This is a genomic window from Microbacterium sp. p3-SID336, assembly GCF_025143365.1.
Lineage (GTDB): Bacteria > Actinomycetota > Actinomycetes > Actinomycetales > Microbacteriaceae > Microbacterium.
On sequence record NZ_JALXPE010000075.1, the window covers coordinates 1 to 16,991 of the forward strand.

15 protein-coding genes are annotated in these 16,991 nt (G+C 71.4%); 1 reads left to right on the plus strand and 14 read right to left on the minus strand.

All coding sequences use genetic code 11. The annotated features are described in order from the left end of the window. Positions 1–58: 58 nt before the first annotated feature. From M3C17_RS17010 to M3C17_RS17075, 14 genes are all read right to left on the minus strand, one after another. Complete coding sequence (locus tag M3C17_RS17010) at positions 59–4,705, minus strand: ExeM/NucH family extracellular endonuclease (protein WP_259979156.1); 4,647 nt, start codon at positions 4,703–4,705, stop codon at positions 59–61. 238 nt (positions 4,706–4,943) lie between these two features. Then, complete coding sequence (locus M3C17_RS17015) at positions 4,944–5,726, minus strand: SURF1 family protein (protein ID WP_259979173.1); 783 nt, start codon at positions 5,724–5,726, stop codon at positions 4,944–4,946. Positions 5,727–5,780: 54 nt separating this feature from the next. Beyond that, complete coding sequence (locus M3C17_RS17020) at positions 5,781–6,896, minus strand: GuaB3 family IMP dehydrogenase-related protein (protein WP_259979175.1); 1,116 nt, start codon at positions 6,894–6,896, stop codon at positions 5,781–5,783. Positions 6,897–6,945: 49 nt separating this feature from the next. Then, positions 6,946–8,634 carry an ABC-F family ATP-binding cassette domain-containing protein gene (locus tag M3C17_RS17025; protein WP_259979157.1) on the minus strand — a complete coding sequence of 563 codons (1,689 nt, stop codon included), beginning with the start codon at positions 8,632–8,634 and terminating at the stop codon, positions 6,946–6,948. 88 nt (positions 8,635–8,722) lie between these two features. Next, positions 8,723–9,088: a type II toxin-antitoxin system VapC family toxin gene (locus M3C17_RS17030; RefSeq protein ID WP_259979158.1), complete on the minus strand. Its 366-nt coding sequence runs from the start codon at positions 9,086–9,088 to the stop codon at positions 8,723–8,725. Then, a complete protein-coding gene (locus M3C17_RS17035) occupies positions 9,085–9,330 on the minus strand; it encodes an AbrB/MazE/SpoVT family DNA-binding domain-containing protein (protein WP_259979159.1) in 246 nt (81 codons plus the stop codon). The genes M3C17_RS17030 and M3C17_RS17035 overlap by 4 nt, the downstream gene beginning before the upstream one ends. 39 nt (positions 9,331–9,369) lie before the next feature. Continuing rightward, complete coding sequence (locus tag M3C17_RS17040) at positions 9,370–11,193, minus strand: cell wall metabolism sensor histidine kinase WalK (protein ID WP_259979160.1); 1,824 nt, start codon at positions 11,191–11,193, stop codon at positions 9,370–9,372. Then, positions 11,190–11,537, minus strand: coding sequence for a response regulator (locus M3C17_RS17045; protein WP_259979161.1), 348 nt, complete (start codon positions 11,535–11,537; stop codon positions 11,190–11,192). The genes M3C17_RS17040 and M3C17_RS17045 overlap by 4 nt, the downstream gene beginning before the upstream one ends. Continuing rightward, positions 11,534–11,677, minus strand: coding sequence for a hypothetical protein (locus tag M3C17_RS17050; protein ID WP_259979162.1), 144 nt, complete (start codon positions 11,675–11,677; stop codon positions 11,534–11,536). Before M3C17_RS17050 ends, M3C17_RS17045 begins: the two co-directional genes overlap by 4 nt. Then, positions 11,674–13,161, minus strand: coding sequence for a glycosyltransferase (locus M3C17_RS17055; RefSeq protein WP_259979164.1), 1,488 nt, complete (start codon positions 13,159–13,161; stop codon positions 11,674–11,676). The genes M3C17_RS17050 and M3C17_RS17055 overlap by 4 nt, the downstream gene beginning before the upstream one ends. Then, on the minus strand, positions 13,161–13,874 hold the full coding sequence (locus M3C17_RS17060) for a PHP domain-containing protein (RefSeq protein ID WP_259979167.1): 714 nt from the start codon (positions 13,872–13,874) through the stop codon (positions 13,161–13,163). The genes M3C17_RS17055 and M3C17_RS17060 overlap by 1 nt, the downstream gene beginning before the upstream one ends. Then, positions 13,871–14,860: an ATP-grasp domain-containing protein gene (locus M3C17_RS17065; RefSeq protein WP_259979169.1), complete on the minus strand. Its 990-nt coding sequence runs from the start codon at positions 14,858–14,860 to the stop codon at positions 13,871–13,873. Before M3C17_RS17065 ends, M3C17_RS17060 begins: the two co-directional genes overlap by 4 nt. Continuing rightward, a complete protein-coding gene (locus M3C17_RS17070; protein ID WP_259979170.1) occupies positions 14,861–15,907 on the minus strand; it encodes a response regulator in 1,047 nt (348 codons plus the stop codon). It lies immediately after the preceding gene. Between the two features lie 139 nt (positions 15,908–16,046). Beyond that, on the minus strand, positions 16,047–16,361 hold the full coding sequence (locus M3C17_RS17075; RefSeq protein ID WP_259979171.1) for a DUF2277 domain-containing protein: 315 nt from the start codon (positions 16,359–16,361) through the stop codon (positions 16,047–16,049). Positions 16,362–16,508: 147 nt separating this feature from the next. Between M3C17_RS17075 and M3C17_RS17080 the strand changes: the two genes are divergently transcribed. Then, positions 16,509–16,976 carry a DUF4190 domain-containing protein gene (locus tag M3C17_RS17080; protein WP_259979172.1) on the plus strand — a complete coding sequence of 156 codons (468 nt, stop codon included), beginning with the start codon at positions 16,509–16,511 and terminating at the stop codon, positions 16,974–16,976. The last annotated feature ends 15 nt before the right edge of the window (positions 16,977–16,991 follow it).

Here is a 16,991-nt window from a genome sequence, read left to right on the forward strand (position 1 = left end):
ACGACGGAGGCCGCCGGGTCTCCCCGACGGCCTCCGCCTCATGATCCGCCGTCCGGCCTCAGAACCAGCCGGTGAGCAGGTCCCAGAGCCAGTCGATGATCGCGCCGATGACGCCGCCGGCGCGGTTCACCGTCACGGTGGCCGTCGCCTCGTCGCCGTCCGCCTGCGACACCGCGACCGTGTACTTGCCCGGCTGCGCGTTCTTCGGCACCGTCACCTGCGTGGTGAACGTGCCGTCGCCGGCGACCTGCACCGTGCCGACCTCGACCGGCTGGCCCTTCTTCGGGCGCAGCTCCACGGTCACGGTCTCGCCGGGCAGGTAGCCCTCCCCCGTGATCTGGAGCTTCTTGCCCGCGGCCACCTTGGAGGCGCCGAGCGCGATGGTGCCGCCGAACTCCTCCTCGCCGGCGATCGTGAACGGCACCTGCACCGTCGTCCCGGTTGCAGGGACGGTGACCGTGAGCTGCTGCTCGCCGAACACCCCGGCCGGGACGGCGAAGGTGAGCGCGGCGCGCCCGACCTCGTCGGTGGTGTCGACCACCGTCGGGTCGATCGGGCCCGCGGCGAGCTGCGTGCCGCCCAGCGAGAGCGTCACCTCGCCCGGCGCCGGCTCGCCCGCGCTGAACGCCAGCGAGGAGAGCGACACCGTCACCTGGTCGCCCGCGCTGTAGCCGTCGGCGTCGGCCGGGCTCAGCACGACCCCGACCGCGCGCTGCGCGTAGTCCGGGCTCGCGGTGGTGTTCGCGGCGAACCAGTCGACCATGGACTGCAGGTCGATCTTGCCCGTGTCGCGCCGGTCGTCGATCTCCTTGAACGTGGCGAAGTTGTCGCCGCCGCCCGCGAGGAACGAGTTCGCCGCCACCGTGAACTCCGCCGCGGGGTCGACCGCGGTGCCGTTCAGGGTGAGGGACGTGATGCGCGAGCCCGCTGCCGCAGTGGGGTCGTACGTGTACACGAGCCCCTCCGACACGCCGAGCTTCAGGAACGGTCGAGCCGATCCTGCCGGCTGCCACTGCTCCTCCAGCACGCTCTTCAGCTGCGCGCCGGTGAGCGTCATGGTCACCAGGGTGTTGGCGAACGGCTGCACCGTCGCCGCCTCCCGGTAGGTGACGTTGCCGTCCGGGTCGTTCGCCCCGGTCGAGGCGTAGGTGAGGTTCGCGCGGATGCCGCCCGGGTTCATGAGCGCCACATCGGCGCCCGTGGACCACTTCTGCACGTCGGCCACGAAGTTGCCGACGGTGGACTCGCCTCCGCGGTTCTCCGTCTTGCCGTCGCTCTGCCGCGCGCGGTTGAAATCGGCCGTGATGTCGCCGACCTTGATGGCGCCCAGCACGTCGGCCTCGGCCTTGGCCTGATCGACGATCGCCTGCACCTCGGACACCGCCGGGTACAGCGGCTTGCCTGCGGCGGTCAGCGGCTTGATCTCGTTCGTGATCGAGAGCAGCTCCTTCGTCTTCGGGTCGACCTGGAGGTTCATGAGACCCAGGTTCTCGCCGTACTGCCCTGCCGAGACGACGGGGCGCCCGTCGATCACGTGGTTGTAGGCGAGGTGCGTGTGCGCCGACACGATGGCGTCCACGTCCTCGTCCACGCCGTAGACGATCTCGCCCAGCGGGGAGTCCTCGGTGATCGCCGACAGCTCGACGCTCTCCGCACCCTCGTGCACGAGCAGGATGACCACGTCGGCCTCGCCGTTGGACGCGTCCCCGTCGCGCAGGTCGTCGGCGACGGCGTTGACCGAGTCGACGATGCTGCGCACCTCGAGATCGGCGATGCCCTCCGGCGACACGAGCGAGTCGAGGTCTTCGGTGACGGCGCCGACGAAGCCGACCTTCACGCCGTCGAGCTCCTTGACCCAGGCCGGGGCGAGAGCGGGCTCGCCGGTCTCGGTGAGGAACACGTTCGAGGAGATGTACTCCCAGTCCGCGCGGTCCTGCACGCGGTCGCGGAGGTCCTCCCAGCCCTGGTCGAATTCGTGGTTGCCCGCGGCGCTCACATCCAGCCCTGCGGCGTTCAGTGCGTCGATCGTCGGGTTGTCGTCGTTGATGAAGGAGGTGAACGTCGACGCGCCGATGAGATCGCCGGCTCCCGCGAAGATCAGGTTCGGATTCGCCGCACGGAACTGCTGCACCGCGCCCGCCAGGACGGCCGCGCCCGCCGCCGCACCGTCGGCCTCGATGCGTCCGTGGAAGTCGTTCACCGTCACCACGTCGATGCTCACGGGCGGGATCTCCGCCGAGACGCCGACGAGGATCGGGTCGTGGTCGCTGGACCGGTACGGGGTGCCCTCCTCGGTGGCGCCGAACGCGTACCCGCGGTCGCTCCACTCCGGCGAGTTGATGCCCCACACCCCGGCTCCGGTGATGGACGACACCAGCGACGGCGACGCGATCACGTGGTCGAGCGAGCCGAGCTCGCCGTCGAACGTGTACGTGTACTGGCCGGCGGCCTTGTCGGCGACGAGGTCGCTCCACCCCTGCGAGGTGAACACGTCGATCGGGTCCTCCTCGCCGTAGGCGTTGAAGTCGCCGATCAGCAGCATGTCGCCGCTGCCCGAGCTCTGCTCCAGCTCCTCCGTGAAGGCGAGGATCGCGTTCGCCTGCGCCACCCGGTCGGCGTTGAAGAAGCCCTGACCGTCGGCGGGCTCGGCACCCGCGCCCTCCGGCGGCGACTTCGACTTGAGGTGGTTCGCGACGACGGTCACCACGCGGCCATCGATGTCGAACGCCTGGGCGATCGGCTCACGGGCGTTGCCCCAGACGCTCTCGTCGGTGACGGTCGCGCTGTCGCCGACCGTCTTCACCGCATCCTTCTTGTAGATGATCGCGTTCGTGATGTAGTCGGTCGTGGCCGCGTCGTTCAGTGCGGCGGGGGTGGGCACGTAGTCCCACACCTCGCTGCCCGCGTCGGCGTTCAGCCCTGCGACGAGATCCTTCAGCGCGGTGTCGATCGGCTTGCCGAGCTTGACCGAGTTCTCGATCTCCATGAGCGACACGATCTCGGCGTCCAGGCCGTTGATGGCCGCGACGATCTTCGACTTCTGGATCGCGAACTGCGCCGCGTTCGCCGCGCCGCGCGCGTTCGAGTTCTCGCTCTTCAGCGTCGTGAAGTAGTTGTAGACGTTGAACGACGCGACCTGCACGTCGCCGCCCACCTCGGGCGCCGTCTCCGGCCGCGGGTTCGTCGCCTCGAAGCCGACCTTGAGCTCGGCGGGCGAGGCGTCGTCGATCGGCACGACGGGCTGCAGACGCCAGTCGTCGAAGCCCCACTGCAGCACGTAGCCGTTGTCGCCGAAGTCGACGGTGTCGCCGTTGCGCACGACCGTGTCCTTCGTGAAGTACGGCTGCTGGCCCGGGTGTCCGCTGTTGGTGACCTGGATGGACCAGGCGTCGTCGAGCAGCAGGCGGTTCGCGCGGTTCGCTGCCGCGATGGCGGCGGCCTCGGGTCCGGGGCGCGTGGTCTCGGTGCTCTTGACGTTGAGGTCCTCGCCCGCGTTCAGCCACAGGGTGCCGTAGTTGTAGAGCTGGTGGCTCGACGCCAGACGGTAGGTGCCGGTCGGCGCGACATACATGTTCTCGTACTGCTCGCGCTCCGCACCCTGCACCGTGTCGGGCAGCGGCGTGGCCTCGGGCACGCCGACGCCGGCGGCGACGACAGCGATGTCGGAGACGGCGGCCGGGTTCAGCTGGGTCTGTCCGTAGTACTCGCTCACCGTGCCCGTGACCGACACGAGGTCGCCGATCGCGAGGGTCGGGGCGAGCGCGTTGAGGAACACGAAGACGCCGTCCGACGCTCCGGGCGTGGCGTCGGTGGCGCCGCCCGAGCCCTGCGTCTGGATGACGATGCCCTTGTAGCCGCCGGTGCGGTGGTCGGCGGTGACGACGCCCTCCACCTGGACGCGCTTCCCGTTCAGCGGCGAGACGTCGGTGGTGCCCTGAACCTCGGCGATGGTCGCCTTCTGCGGCTCCGCGCCGGGGTCGGTGCCCGGATCCGTGCCGGGGTCGGTGCCCGGGTCCGTGCCGCCGGAGTTCTGCGGCGTGATGGCCGCCGAGAGCGAGAAGTCGGCGCTGTTGTCGTCCGTGTCCGCGCCGTTCGTGCGGTTCAGCGAGCGCACGTCGGTGTTGCTCGACGGCGCGGCGGCCGCCTTCGTCTCGAACGTGTTCGAGTTGCCGTAGCCGAGCAGGTCGACCACACCGTCGACGCCGACCGCCGAGCCGGGCGCGAGGCTGATCGCGGCGGTGCCCCGCACCAGGGCGATGGTGCCGTTCGTGCCGCTCGGGGTGAGGCCCGTCGTGGCGTCGGGCGTCGGCAGCGCCGCGCCGCTCGTGCCGTTGCTGTTGCCCTGCACCAGGAAGTGACCGCCGGCGGGGATCACGCCGCTCAGCGGGGCGACTCCGGTGAAGGCGGCGGCACCGGTCGCCGACCGGTACTGCAGGGACATGCCGTCGAGGGTGACCGGCGCCGAGGTCGGGTTGTACAGCTCGACGAACTTGTTCGTGAATGCCGCGCCGGCGCTGCCGCCGGACAGGTACGCCTCGTTGATCACCACCCCCGTCCCGGTGGTGTCGGCGACGGCGGGTGCGGCGGCGAGCGAGCCGAGGCTCAGGGCGGCGACGCAGGTCACGGCGAGAGCGCCGATGCGCCCCCGGCTTCTACGGTGCGAGACGGGGTTCATGGGGCTCCCGGTCTCTGGGGCGGACATCATCGGTGCTGTCTCCTCGGGTCGAGTTCGCGCTGCTCAGGACGCTGTCACCGCACGCATCGGGAACTCCCAGCGTGCGCACATGGGGCGAGCATACGGAGCGGCTCCGACATCCTCAACGGAGTTTTCCCATTGGTCATCGAGCGCTCACCGAATGGCCCGGATCACCCCCTGACGAAGGTTCACATCGGCGGATCCGCGCGCGCAGACGCGCACCTCCGATCGCGCGGATGCGCGGGGCTCAGGCCCCGGCCGACCCCGTCGACGCCTCACCGGCCGCGGAACGGGCGTCTTCGAACTCCTCCAGCTCGCGCTCCCAGGCGTCCTTCGCGAGCCGGTACCAGAGGTAGAACGCGAAGCCCGCGAAGATCGCCCACTCGGCCGCGTAGAACACGTTGAGCCAATTCACCGGCGACTGCTCGTCCGGCGCGGGCGAGGAGATGTCCACCAGCCCCGCGGTCGCGGTCGTCGCGGCCAGATACGGCCGGTACACGTCGAGCTGCTCGGTGTCGTGCCAGCGGCTCAGCAGCGCAGCGGGCGACATGCGGTCCAGCCGCTCCGGGTCGCTGCGGGGCGGCACCGACGGCCCCTCGTCCGAGATGATGCGGCCCGAGACCTCCACCGTGCCGCCGTCCGCGTCCGCGGCCAGACGCTCCACCGCGGCATCCGCCGCCTCGCGGTCGGGAGCCCAGCCGAGCGCGACGGCGATCGACACGCGTTCGTCGACCCGCAGCTGACCGGTCACCCAGTAGCCCTCGACGCCGTCGTTGAAGCGGCTCGACACCACGAGGAAGTCCTCCGGGATCCACGTCCCCGAGGTCTCGACACGCTGGCCCACGAGCGGCTCGGGCAGATACTCCCCCGGCTCGACCACATCGGTCAGCGGTCGCACCTGCTCGGTGGCCCCCGGTGGCGGCGGGTCGGTCTCGATCGCGCGTTCCAGCTGCCACTGCCCTAGCCACGCGAACACCCCGGCCACCACGAGACACAGCACGAGCATGCCGATCCAGCGGCCGCGCAGCATCACCTCGCGAAGGGTGGGCGGGAACAGTGCGGGGGATGTCACGGTGATGCGGGCTCAGGCCTCGTACGGGGCCAGCACGACCTCGACCCGCTGGAATTCCTTGAGGTCGGAGTACCCGGTGGTGGCCATCGACTTGCGCAGCGCGCCGATGAGGTTCGCGGTGCCGTCGGCCACCGGTGCGGGGCCGTACAGGATCTCCTCGAGCGTGCCGATGCCGCCCACCTCGACCCGACGGCCACGCGGGAGCTTGGGGTGGTGCGCCTCGGGACCCCAGTGGTAGCCGCGGCCCGGGGCGTCGGTCGCGCGCGCCAGGGCCACGCCGAGCATCACCGCGTCCGCGCCCATCGCGAGCGCCTTCACGATGTCACCCGAGGTGCCGACACCGCCGTCGGCGATGACGTGCACGTAGCGCCCGCCCGACTCGTCGAGGTAGTCGCGCCGGGCCGCAGCCACGTCGGAGACCGCCGTCGCCATCGGCGCGTGGATGCCCAGCGTCGCCCGCGTGGTGGAGGCCGCGCCGCCGCCGAAGCCGACGAGCACGCCCGCCGCTCCGGTGCGCATGAGGTGCAGCGCCGCGGTATAGGTCGCCGCGCCGCCCACGATCACGGGCACGTCGAGGTCGTAGATGAACTTCTTGAGGTTCAGCGGCTCCGCCACACTCGACACGTGCTCGGCCGAGACGGTAGTCCCGCGGATCACGAACAGGTCGACGCCCGCCGCCGCCACGGTGTCGTAGAACTCCTGGGTGCGCTGCGGCGTGAGCGAGCCGGCCACGGTGACCCCGGCCTCGCGGATCTCGGCGAGGCGACGGGTGATCAGCTCCGGCTTGATCGGCTCCGAGTACAGCTCCTGCATGCGCACGGTCGCGCGGTCGTCGGCGAGCCCCGCGATCTCGGCGAGCAGCGGCTCCGGGTCCTCGTAGCGCGTCCACAGCCCCTCGAGGTCGAGCACGCCGAGCCCGCCCAGCTGCCCGAGCATGATGGCCGTGCGCGGGCTCACGACCGAGTCCATCGGCGCTCCGAGCACCGGGATCTCGAAGCCGAACGCATCGATCGTCCAGGCGGTCGACACGTCCTCCGGGTTGCGCGTGCGCCGCGATGGCACCACCGCGATGTCGTCGAACGTGTACGCGCGACGGGCGCGCTTTCCTCGGCCGAGCTCGATCTCCATGGTCACCCGTCCAGCCTACCGGGCACCGCGAGCGGCACGAGCCGGGGCGTCAGCGCGCACGGGCCACCCGGCGTTCGTCCCACACCGGCTCGCCGGACTCGTACACCTCGCCGTCGGCGCCGAAGACCAGGAAGCGGTCGAACGAGCGCGCGAACCACCGGTCGTGCGTGACCGCCAGCACCGTCCCCTCGAAGCGCCCGAGTGCATCCTCCAGCGCCTCCGCCGACTCCAGGTCGAGGTTGTCCGTCGGCTCGTCGAGCAGCAGCAGCGTCGCACCGGAGAGCTCGAGCAGCAGCACCTGGAACCGCGCCTGCTGCCCGCCGGACAGCGACTCGAACGTCTGCTGCGCCTGACGCACGAGCCCGTACCTGTCGAGCGCCGAGCTCGCGGCATCCCGGGGCATGCCGGCGCGGAGGTCGTCCCCGCGGTGCAGGATCTCCAGGAGCGTGCGCCCTACGAACTCGGGGTGCGCGTGCGTCTGTGCGAACAGCCCCGGCACCACCCTCGCTCCCAGTACCGCCCGCCCGGTGTGCGCCACGGGCGACAGGTCCTCCGCCGCGGAGGTGACGTGGCCGAGCGAGGGATCGGGATCGGTGCCGCCGCGGGCGAGCAGTCGCAGGAAGTGCGACTTGCCCGAGCCGTTCGACCCGAGCACGGCGACACGGTCGCCGTACCAGACCTCGGCGTCGAACGGCCGCATGAGGCCGGTGAGCTCCAGCCGCTCGGCCACCACGGCCCGCTTCCCGGTGCGCGACCCCCGCAGGCGCATGTCGAACTCCTGCGCGGGCGGGCGCTCCTCGGGCGGACCGGCGTCCTCGAAGCGCCGCAGCCGCGTCTGGGCGGCCTGGTATCGCGAGGCGAAGCCGTCGTTCGCAGATGCCTTGACCTTGAGCGTGGCGACGAGCGTGCGCAGCTTCTCGTGCTGCTCGTCCCAGCGGCGCCGCAGCTCGTCCAGGCGCTCCATCCGGTCGGTCCTGGCCTGGTGGTAGGTGGCGAAGCCTCCGCCGTGCACCCATGCGGTCGACCCTGCAGCACCCGGTTCGAGGGTGATCAACCGGTCGGCGGCACGCGCCAGCAGCTCCCGGTCGTGCGAGACCAGCAGCACCGTCTTCGGGGTCTGCCGCAGCTGCTCCTCCAGCCAGCGCTTCGTCGGCACGTCCAGGTAGTTGTCGGGCTCGTCGAGCAGCAGGACCTCGTCGGGTCCGCGCAGCAGCGCCTCCAGGGCGAGCCGCTTCTGCTCACCGCCGGAGAGCGAGGTGAGCTCGCGGTAGCGCGCGCGCTCGAACGGCACCGCGAGCGCGGCGACCGTGCACTGGTCCCACACGGTCTCGTGCTCGTAGCCGCCGGCGTCGGCGTACTCGGCGATCGCGGCCGCATAGGCCATCTGCGTGTCGTGCTCGTCGCGCTCGATCAGGGCGTTCTCAGCTGCGTCCAGCGCCTCGGCTGCGAGGCGGATGCGGGCGGGGGCCACGCGCACGAGCAGCTCGTGCACGGTCTGCCCCGCTTCGCCGTGCCCCACGAACTGGTCCATCACGCCGAGCCCGCCGTCGATCGTGACCACGCCGTCGTCGGCCGGCTGATCGCCGCGGATGATGCGCAGCAGCGTGGTCTTGCCCGCGCCGTTCGGACCGATCAGCGCGCTCGTCGACCCCGCGCCGACGCGGAAGGTCACCTCGTCGAGCAATGGTCTTCCGTCGGGAAGCGTCAGCGAGATCCCGGATGCGTCGATGTAGCCCACGGTGCGTGGCCGTCCTTCCGCCCGCGCCCAGCGAGCCGACCAGGATATCAGTCCGAAGGGCGGTGGCCGCGCATCGCCCTGTCCCGGCTCAGCGTCGCAGCTGCTCGATGCGGTCCGACTCGCCCCAGGCACGGTCGGCGGTCACCGCCGTCGCGCCCAGGCGCTCCGCCAGACCGAGGCAGAGCCGGTCCCCGAGCGACAGGCCGCTCCCCCGACGCCAGAGCGACGCGGCCGCCTCGGCATCCGCCACCGAGACCGGCTCGATGGTCAGGCGGTAGCTGAGGAGCAGCCCCGAGGCGATCCCCCAGTCGGCGCCGGCCGCACGCACCTTCTGCGCGATCTCCGACCAGTTCGCCGCACCGACCACGGCGCCGTCGAGAAGCTCCTCGACGCGATCCGCGCCTGGCTCGCCCTGCAGGAACGCCAGCACCGCCGACGCATCGAGGACGGTCATGCCGCGTCTTCGGCGGAGGCGGCCGCCCGGCGCTCGGCGAGGAGCGCGTCCACGGCGCTCGTGCCGTCGAGCTGCGTGCGGATGAGCGCCTTCGCCTGCTCGCGCGTCATCAGCACGACACCGCCGCGGGACTCGATCATGAGCAGCGGGACGCCCTGTTCCCAGTTCTGTCGCGCGCGGAGCTCGGCAGGCACGACCAGTCGGCCGCGATCGCCCATCGGCGCGACAAAGGTGGTATCCATGACCCGATGGTACCACTGGCGGTGGATCGGTGGTACGAGTCAGTCTGCGCGGCTCAAGGTCTGCAGCACCTCGGTGCGCGGCGCGACGGGCAGCACGAACCGGAACTCCGTCCCGACGCCCTCCTTGCTCGCGACGTCCATCGCTCCCCCGTGCGCCAGCACGATCGCCCGCGTGATCGTCAACCCCAGGCCCACGCCGGGCACGGCGTTGCGCGTCGCGGTCGAGGCTCGGAAGAACCGCGTGAACAGCATCCCCTGCTCGTCCTCCGGGATGCCGACGCCGGTGTCCGCGATCGAGATCTCCACGCCGCCGTCGACCGGCCGCGCCGTCGCGGTGACCGTGCCGCCGCGCGGGGTGAACTTGATCGCGTTCGACAGCAGGTTGTCCACCGCCTGCCCGATGCGCCCCGCGTCGACCATGGCCCGCAGCGGCGTCTCCCCCACCTCGGCCACGAGGTCGATGCCCTCGCGCTGTGCATGCGGTCCCGCCGACGCGACGGCGGCCCTGACCAGCTCGGCCACATCCGCCTCCTCGCGCTCCAGCGGGAACCGGCCCGACTCCACCTGCGCCGTGAACAGCAGGTCGCCGACGAGATTCAGCAGCCGCTGCGCGTTGCGCTCGATGATGCCGACGAACTCCTGCTGGTCCTCGGTGAGCGGCTGCCCCGGGTCGTTCTGCAGCAGGTCGAGGAATCCGATGATCGCGCTCAGCGGCGTGCGCAGCTCATGCGAGATCATCCCGACGAACTCGTCCTTCATCCGGGCCACCTCGACGGCCCTGGTCTCGTCCGTCAGCACGAAGAGGTACCCCTGCTGGGCGCCCGCGCCGTCCTTGTGCGGGCTCACCGTGACACGGGCGGGCACGGTCGTCCCTCCCGCCGTCGTCACCTCGATGTCACCGTCCACCGTCAGCCCCGCGTCTGCCTGGGCGAACAGTGCCCTGATCCCGTCCGGCAGGTCCGCCGCGACAGCCGGCAGCTCCCCGGCCGACGCCGGCTCGCTCGCCGCCTCGGCACGCAGCGCGGTGTCCTCGGCGAGCATCGACAGCACAGAGCGGGAGAAGAAGCGGTCGACGCGCACGTCGTCGAGCGCCTCGTCCACCGTCAGCCCGAGCAGCCGGACGGCGCCGGGGTTCCAGGCCGTGATCCGCCCGCCGCGGTCCGTCGCGATCACGGCCTGCGCGGTGATCGACGCCCACAGGCTCTCGAACGAGTCCAGCAGCTCGCGGTACTGATGCTCCTTCTGCCGCAGCTGCACGATCATCGCGACGTTCTCGGACAGTGCCTTCGTGCGCTCCGTGACCAGGCTCTCCGCCTGCTCCGCCCGCACCCGCTGCTGTCGCGACAGCTCGTTCACGACGGCGGCCACCGCGGCGAACACGAGCGGGCCGACCACGCCGCGCAGCCACTCCACCGCACTCGAGGGCGGATCGACGAAGTAGGGCATGAGCAGGGCGAGCGACGTGAGTCCACCGACCACGAACACCCAGCGGATCCCCGGCGCGGCCGCGATCCAGACGACCGGCAGCAGCACGAGCGAGCTGAACAGCGAGGCCGGCCCGCCCGTCCCCGCACGGAAGAGCCCGAGCCCGACGATGTCGATCATCGGCACGGCCAGCACGATCCAGCCGTCCCGCACATGCAGCGCGCTCAGCACTCCCGCCTGGATGCTCGCGAACAACACCACGCCGATCCCGGCCAGCGCGGCGCCCATGTGCGTGAACGGCAGCTCCGGGTTCGCCCAGGTCATGAGGGCCGCGATCGCGGTCGCCACGATCGTCGGGGTCTGCTTGACGATCGGGCTCGGGTTGTCGAAGATGCGGTACCAGCGGCTCTCGGCGCGCTCGAGCGGCGTGGCCCTCATCGCGCGATCCCCTCGACGACGCGGTGCAGCGCGGCCCCGGTGAACGGCTTCGGCAGCGCGGCCTCCGCCTCGGGGTAGTCCGCCGGGTCCAGCACCGAGCTGATCACGCGGAAGCAGTCGGGGAACTGCTCGTGCACCAGTCGGGCGCACGTGTGCCCCGAGATCCCGGGGAGCAGCAGATCGACCACCGCCAGGACCGGATGGATGTCGGGGAACGCGGCGATCGCGGACTCCGCATCCGGAGCGATCAGCACGTCGAACCCCTCCCTGTCGAGGTAGCGGCCCAGCAGCGTCGCCTGGTCGGCGGCGTCCTCCACCACGAGGGCCAGCGGCCTCCCGGTCATCGCAGGAGCAGCTCTCGCACGATGACGATGGCGACGACGATGCCCAGGGAGATCAGCGCCTGCGGGATGAGACGCTTCTCGCGGCGGGCGTCCTCCGCGATCTCCTCCACCTCGGCGTCGTGCGATGGTGCGTCGGTCATGCGTCGACCCGTCCGATCTTCTCGGTCTTGATCCAGGAGGCGTCGGCGCGGCGCCACTCCTTCAGATAGGAGTCGACCGTGATGGCGCACAGCAGCGAGCCGTAGCCGCACACGTAGAGCAGCAGGCCGGCGAAGAATCGGCCGCCCGGCAGCGGTTCCACCACCCGCGCGAGCCAGATCCCGACCATCGAGACCGGCCCCCACAGCGCGATCACCAGCAGGAACACGAACCGCGTCTGGTCCGTCGCCTCCTCGCCGAACGCCCGCAGCAGCCCGTCGAGCATCCAGGGGAACAGGGCCAGCACCATCAGGACCAGGGCGCCGAGCCCGGGGAACATGATCGCCTCCCGCCAGGACTGCCGGCCGATGCGGGGGTCCAGCTGCACGGAGTACAGCATCGAGAAGATGTAGATGCACGCGGCGCCGATCCACATGAACCGGAACACGAACTCGGCGACGTCGCTGTGCAGCAGCAGCAGCGCGATCAGGCCGGCCGCGGCGAGCAGCATGAACACCGGCAGCAGCAGGATGGTGAACCACGCGAGCCCGAACGCGAAACTGCCCAGGTTGTGGTCGCTGCTGGGGCGGAACCACAGGTTCTTGTAGATCGACGTGAGCTGCACGTTGCCGCGCGCCCACCGCAGCCGCTGCTTCCACAGGCTGTCGATCGTGCGCGGCTCCTCGGCGAGCACGACGGCGTGCGGCTCGAACACCATCCGTCGCCCGTGCAGCTGGCTCTCGAACGTCGTCATGGTGTCCTCGGCCAGGGTGCCGGTGGGGATGCGACCGCCGATGGCCTCCAGGTTGGCGCGGGAGTGCAGCTGCGCCCCGCCGGCGAGACAGGCGATGGCGCCGCCGACGTTCTGGGTCCGACGTGCGGACAGCTGACCGATCACGTACTCGATCGCGATGAAGCGGGTCAGGTAGTTGCGGTCCCTGCTGCCCTCGGCGATGTACGCCGTGACGGCGCCGACCTTGTCGTCGGCGAGATGCCGCGTGAGCTTGCGGAGCGAGTCGCGCGAGAAGATCACGTCCGCGTCCATGATGAGCACGGCCTCGGTCCAGTCGTCCGCGAGCACCACGTCGAGCCCGTGGTTCAGGGTGTGCGCCTTGCCCTCGCCGCCCTTCTCGCGGCGCAGGTGCACGACGCGGCCCTGGTGCTGGGCCGCCTTCTGCTGCACGATCGCGGGAGTGTCGTCGGTGGAGGCGTCGTCGACCACGAACACGCGCAGCCGATCGGCGGGGTACTCCAGCTGCAGCAGACGCTCGATGGCGGGCCCGATCACGAGCCCCTCGTTCCACGCCGGGATCACGACGGCCACGTTCGGGTGGTACGGGGCGGCCTTGCCGTAGTGGTTGCGGAAGGCGTGCACGGGAAGCATCAGATACTGCAGCCCCGTGTTGATCACGGGCAGCGTGCCGACCAGCACGCACAGCAGCAGGATGACCACCACGGCGGTCTCGATCCAGGACAGTTCGGGCATCAGTGCGCCTCCCGCGCGTCCAGCAGCGGCAGGATCCGCTCGTACCGCCCCACGTCCGACGCGATGTGCGCGTCGGTGGAGGCGACGATCTCGGCTCCGGCACTGCGGAGCGCGACGAGCGCCTCGGGGCCGGGGCAGGTCCACTTCTCGTTCACCTCGACGAGCGTCCCGGTGTCCGCGGCGGCCTGCGCCCACGCGGCGATCCGCTCGGCGCCGAGCTCGGACTCGGACAGCCCGATCTTGGGCAGGATCGAGAAGCAGTGCGCGAGCTGGTTGCCCGGGTGGCGGTGCATGACCCGGATCAGGGCGTCGACGAGCTGGTCCAGCACATCAGCCGGCGCCCACCCCGCGGCGATCCGCTCCCGCACGGCGGTGGGTCCGAGCGGCCCGTCCGTGCCGGGGAACTGGTGGTCCGCGATCAGGATCCGGTCGATGCCGGCGGGGAGCTCGGGGATGTCGAGCCCACCGGACGCGTCGAGGATCTTCGCCTCGACCCCCGTGAGCACCGTGAGCCCCTCGGGCACGCGCAGTGCGCGGACGGCCGTGAGGTACTCCGGCACCCAGGTCGTGCTCTGCCGCACGTGGTCGACGAGGCGGACGGTCCGCAGCCCCGCGGCCGCGGCGGCTGCCACGTTCTCCTGCAACGTCGAGACGGCGTCGTCGGAGAACGTCGAGTGCACGTGATGGTCACCGTGCAGCAGGGCCTGCGTCACAGCTCCTCCTGATGCCCCGCGTGCTCCGAGACGAGCAGATCGTCGACCTCGACGATCACGTCCTCCAGGAAGCGGACGGAGGCCACCTCGCGGAACGGCACCCGCACGGGCACCTCGCGCCCGAGGAACAGGTCGGCCACGAGCGAGGGGATGTCGACACCCGCCGCGATCGTCAGCGGGAGCGCGCCGGGGAAGCGCGGGTTGACCTCGAGCAGCACGGCACGGCCGTCCCGGTCGCGGCGCAGCTGCACGTTGGCCACACCGACCAGCCCGATGGCCCTGGCGATCGCCGCAGCGGTCTCCTCCAGCTCCTGGTCGCGCAGGGTGCGGCCGGCGATGGCGACGCCCGAGTCGACACGGGCCCTGGTGCGCGGCACGGCGGCCACGACGGAGCCGGCGGCGTCGGCGATCACATCGACCGAGTACTCCTCGCCGGGCAGGAAGTCCTGCACGATCAGGCCCTCGTCGAGGGGCAGGGCATCGAGGGCCGCGCGATCGGGCACGAGCCGGATGCCGCGGCTGCCCGCCCCCTGGCGCGGCTTCGCGAATACCGGGAAGTCCCAGTCCACCGCGGCGGCGTCGGGCCCGGCGAGCACGGTGCGCGGGACACGACCCGTGGGCGCGCACCGCTCCGCGAGGGCGAGCTTGTCGAGCGCGGTGTGCAGCGTGTCGGACGAGGGCGCCGCGAGCACCGCGGGTGCCAGCTCCGCGCGACGGTCCGCGAGCGCGATCAGTTCGACGTCCACGGTGGAGATGACGAGGTCGATGGCGTCCTCGGCCACCATCCGCGCGATCGCGGGCACGAAGTCGGCGTCGCGACCCGGCGGCACCAGGCGGCGCTGTGCCGGCGGCACGAGGTAGATGCCGCTGGCCCATCCGTCCATGTCCGCCGCGAAGACGGTCAGGTCGGAGCGGCGGAGGAGGGAGCGGATCACGGCCACACCGGCGGGGCCGCCCGCTCCGGTCACCAGCACGCGCTGCGTCATTCAGTTCTCCTGTCGGGTGAGTTCGTGGGCACCGACGAACTCCGCCGTCTCGCGCACCACCTCGAGCGGCTCCACCGCATCGCCGCCGCCGAAGCGCGACCAGTACCGCGCGGTCGCGGTGACGAACTCGGGGGCCAGGTAGTCGCGGTTCGCGGCGGTCTGCGAGTGGAAGCACTCCAGCAGTCGCAGCTTCTCGTCGAGGAATCGGTCGATGCGCACGAAGCGGGTCGGCCGGAAGTCGATCGTGGACGAGGGGCTCTGGTAGCAGGCGACCGTCCCGACGCGGCGGGTCGCCACGACCGTGGCCTCGTTCACCGCACGGTGGTCCTGATGCCTGTCGTTGTGCGAGTGCGTGTAGACGACGGTGGGCTGGATCTCGCGCACCACCTCCTCGATGAGGCGCACGGTCGAGCCGCCGCCGGAGATCTCCGTGTCGACGAGGTCTTTGAGGAACAGCCGCGCGCCGATCCGCTCGGCTGCCGCGAGCGACTCGTTCTGCCTGCTGTCGGCATCGCCGCCCCTGGATCCGCGGGACAGGGTGAGGATCGTGATCCGGTCGCCGGCGGCGGCGTGCGCGGCGAGGATGCCGCCGACGCCGAGCTCCACATCGTCCGGGTGCGCGCCGATCGCCAGCACGGTCTCCGGGGTGTGGGACTCCTCGCGACGGCGGCGGCCCTCCTCCACCAGACGGGTGACGGCGTCCACGAGCCGGGCATTGTCGAGCGGCTTGGTCAGGAACTCGTCGGCCTGCGCGCGCAGCGCCGAGACCGCGTACTCCACCGAGACGTGAGCGGTCATCACGATGACCGGGACGGAGGGGATCGTGCGGCGCAGCTCCGCCAGCAGCTCGAGGCCGCTCAGACCCGGCATCTCGATGTCGGTCACGACCACGTCCGGCCGCACCTCCGCCACGCGTTCGATCGCGCTGCGTCCGTCCTCCGCGACGTCGACGATGCAGCCGGCACGGCGCTCCAGCACGGTCTTCACGAGCAGGGCGACGTCGTGATCGTCGTCGACCACGAGGATTCGGGGGGCGTCGTCTGACATATACGGCTCTCCTTGGGGAGATTCCCTGCCGGTGGGGCCGGCGTCGCGATTCCAGTGCCTTCATCACCGGATCCGCGGGGAAAGTCGAGCGGGGTACGTCGATTCTGGCACAGGCGCCGGTCGCGGCCGCGCAGCGACCTCAGGGGGCCGAGCGCGCGGCGCGCTTCTCCTGCTGGTACACCCGGATCGCCTCGTACCGCTCGGCCGAGCGGGCCCGACGCTTCGCGGCCTCCGCCTCCCTGTTCTTGGGGGCCGCCGGTGTCACGAGCTCGTCGAGCAGCCGCCGGGTCGCCGCGGCGATCTCCTCGACCGCCCGATCGAACACGTCCTGGTTGGCGCGCGACGGTGCGGTCGACCCGGAGATCTTGCGCACGAACTGGAGGGCGGCGTCGTGGCACTCCTCATCGGTCGCCGCGGGCTCGAGGTTGTTCAGCGGAACGATGTTTCGGCACATACGGGCACGCTACGCCCCGGCGTCGGCGGCGGGAAGGCGCATTCCTGCCCGAGGCGGGGGTGGTGCGGCTCCTGTGCCGTCGCTACGCTCTGGGACCGGAGCGGCTGAGCACCCCGGCGCCGTTCGCCATCACGACAAGGAGACAGCATGACGAACCCACCACCCGATGCCCCGCTCCCCGACTCGCCTCCGCCGTCCGGGCACGGCCTGCCAGGCGGCGACCCCGCCGCCGCGTACCCTCCGCCCCCCGCGGCGTCTCAGAGCGCGCCCGCATACTCCGCGCCGGGGTCGGCCCCGCCGTCACCGGACTATGCGGCGCCCGCCGCACCGACCTCGCCGCCGGGACGCGTGCTGTCCATCGTCGGCCTCGTGCTGGCGTTCCTGCTGCCGCCGATCGGCCTCATCCTGAGCATCATCGCCGCCGTGCAGCTGAGCAAGGCGGGCGCCCCGAAGGGCCTCGCGATCGCCGGCATCGTCGTCGGCGCCGTCCTCACGATCCTCGAGATCATCGGCATCATCCTGCTGGTCACCGTGTTCGCCGGCATCATCGGGATGTGCGCCGAGCTCGGCCCGGGGGTGTGGGACGTCGGCGGCGTCACCTATCGCTGCGGCTGAACCGCCGCGGCACGC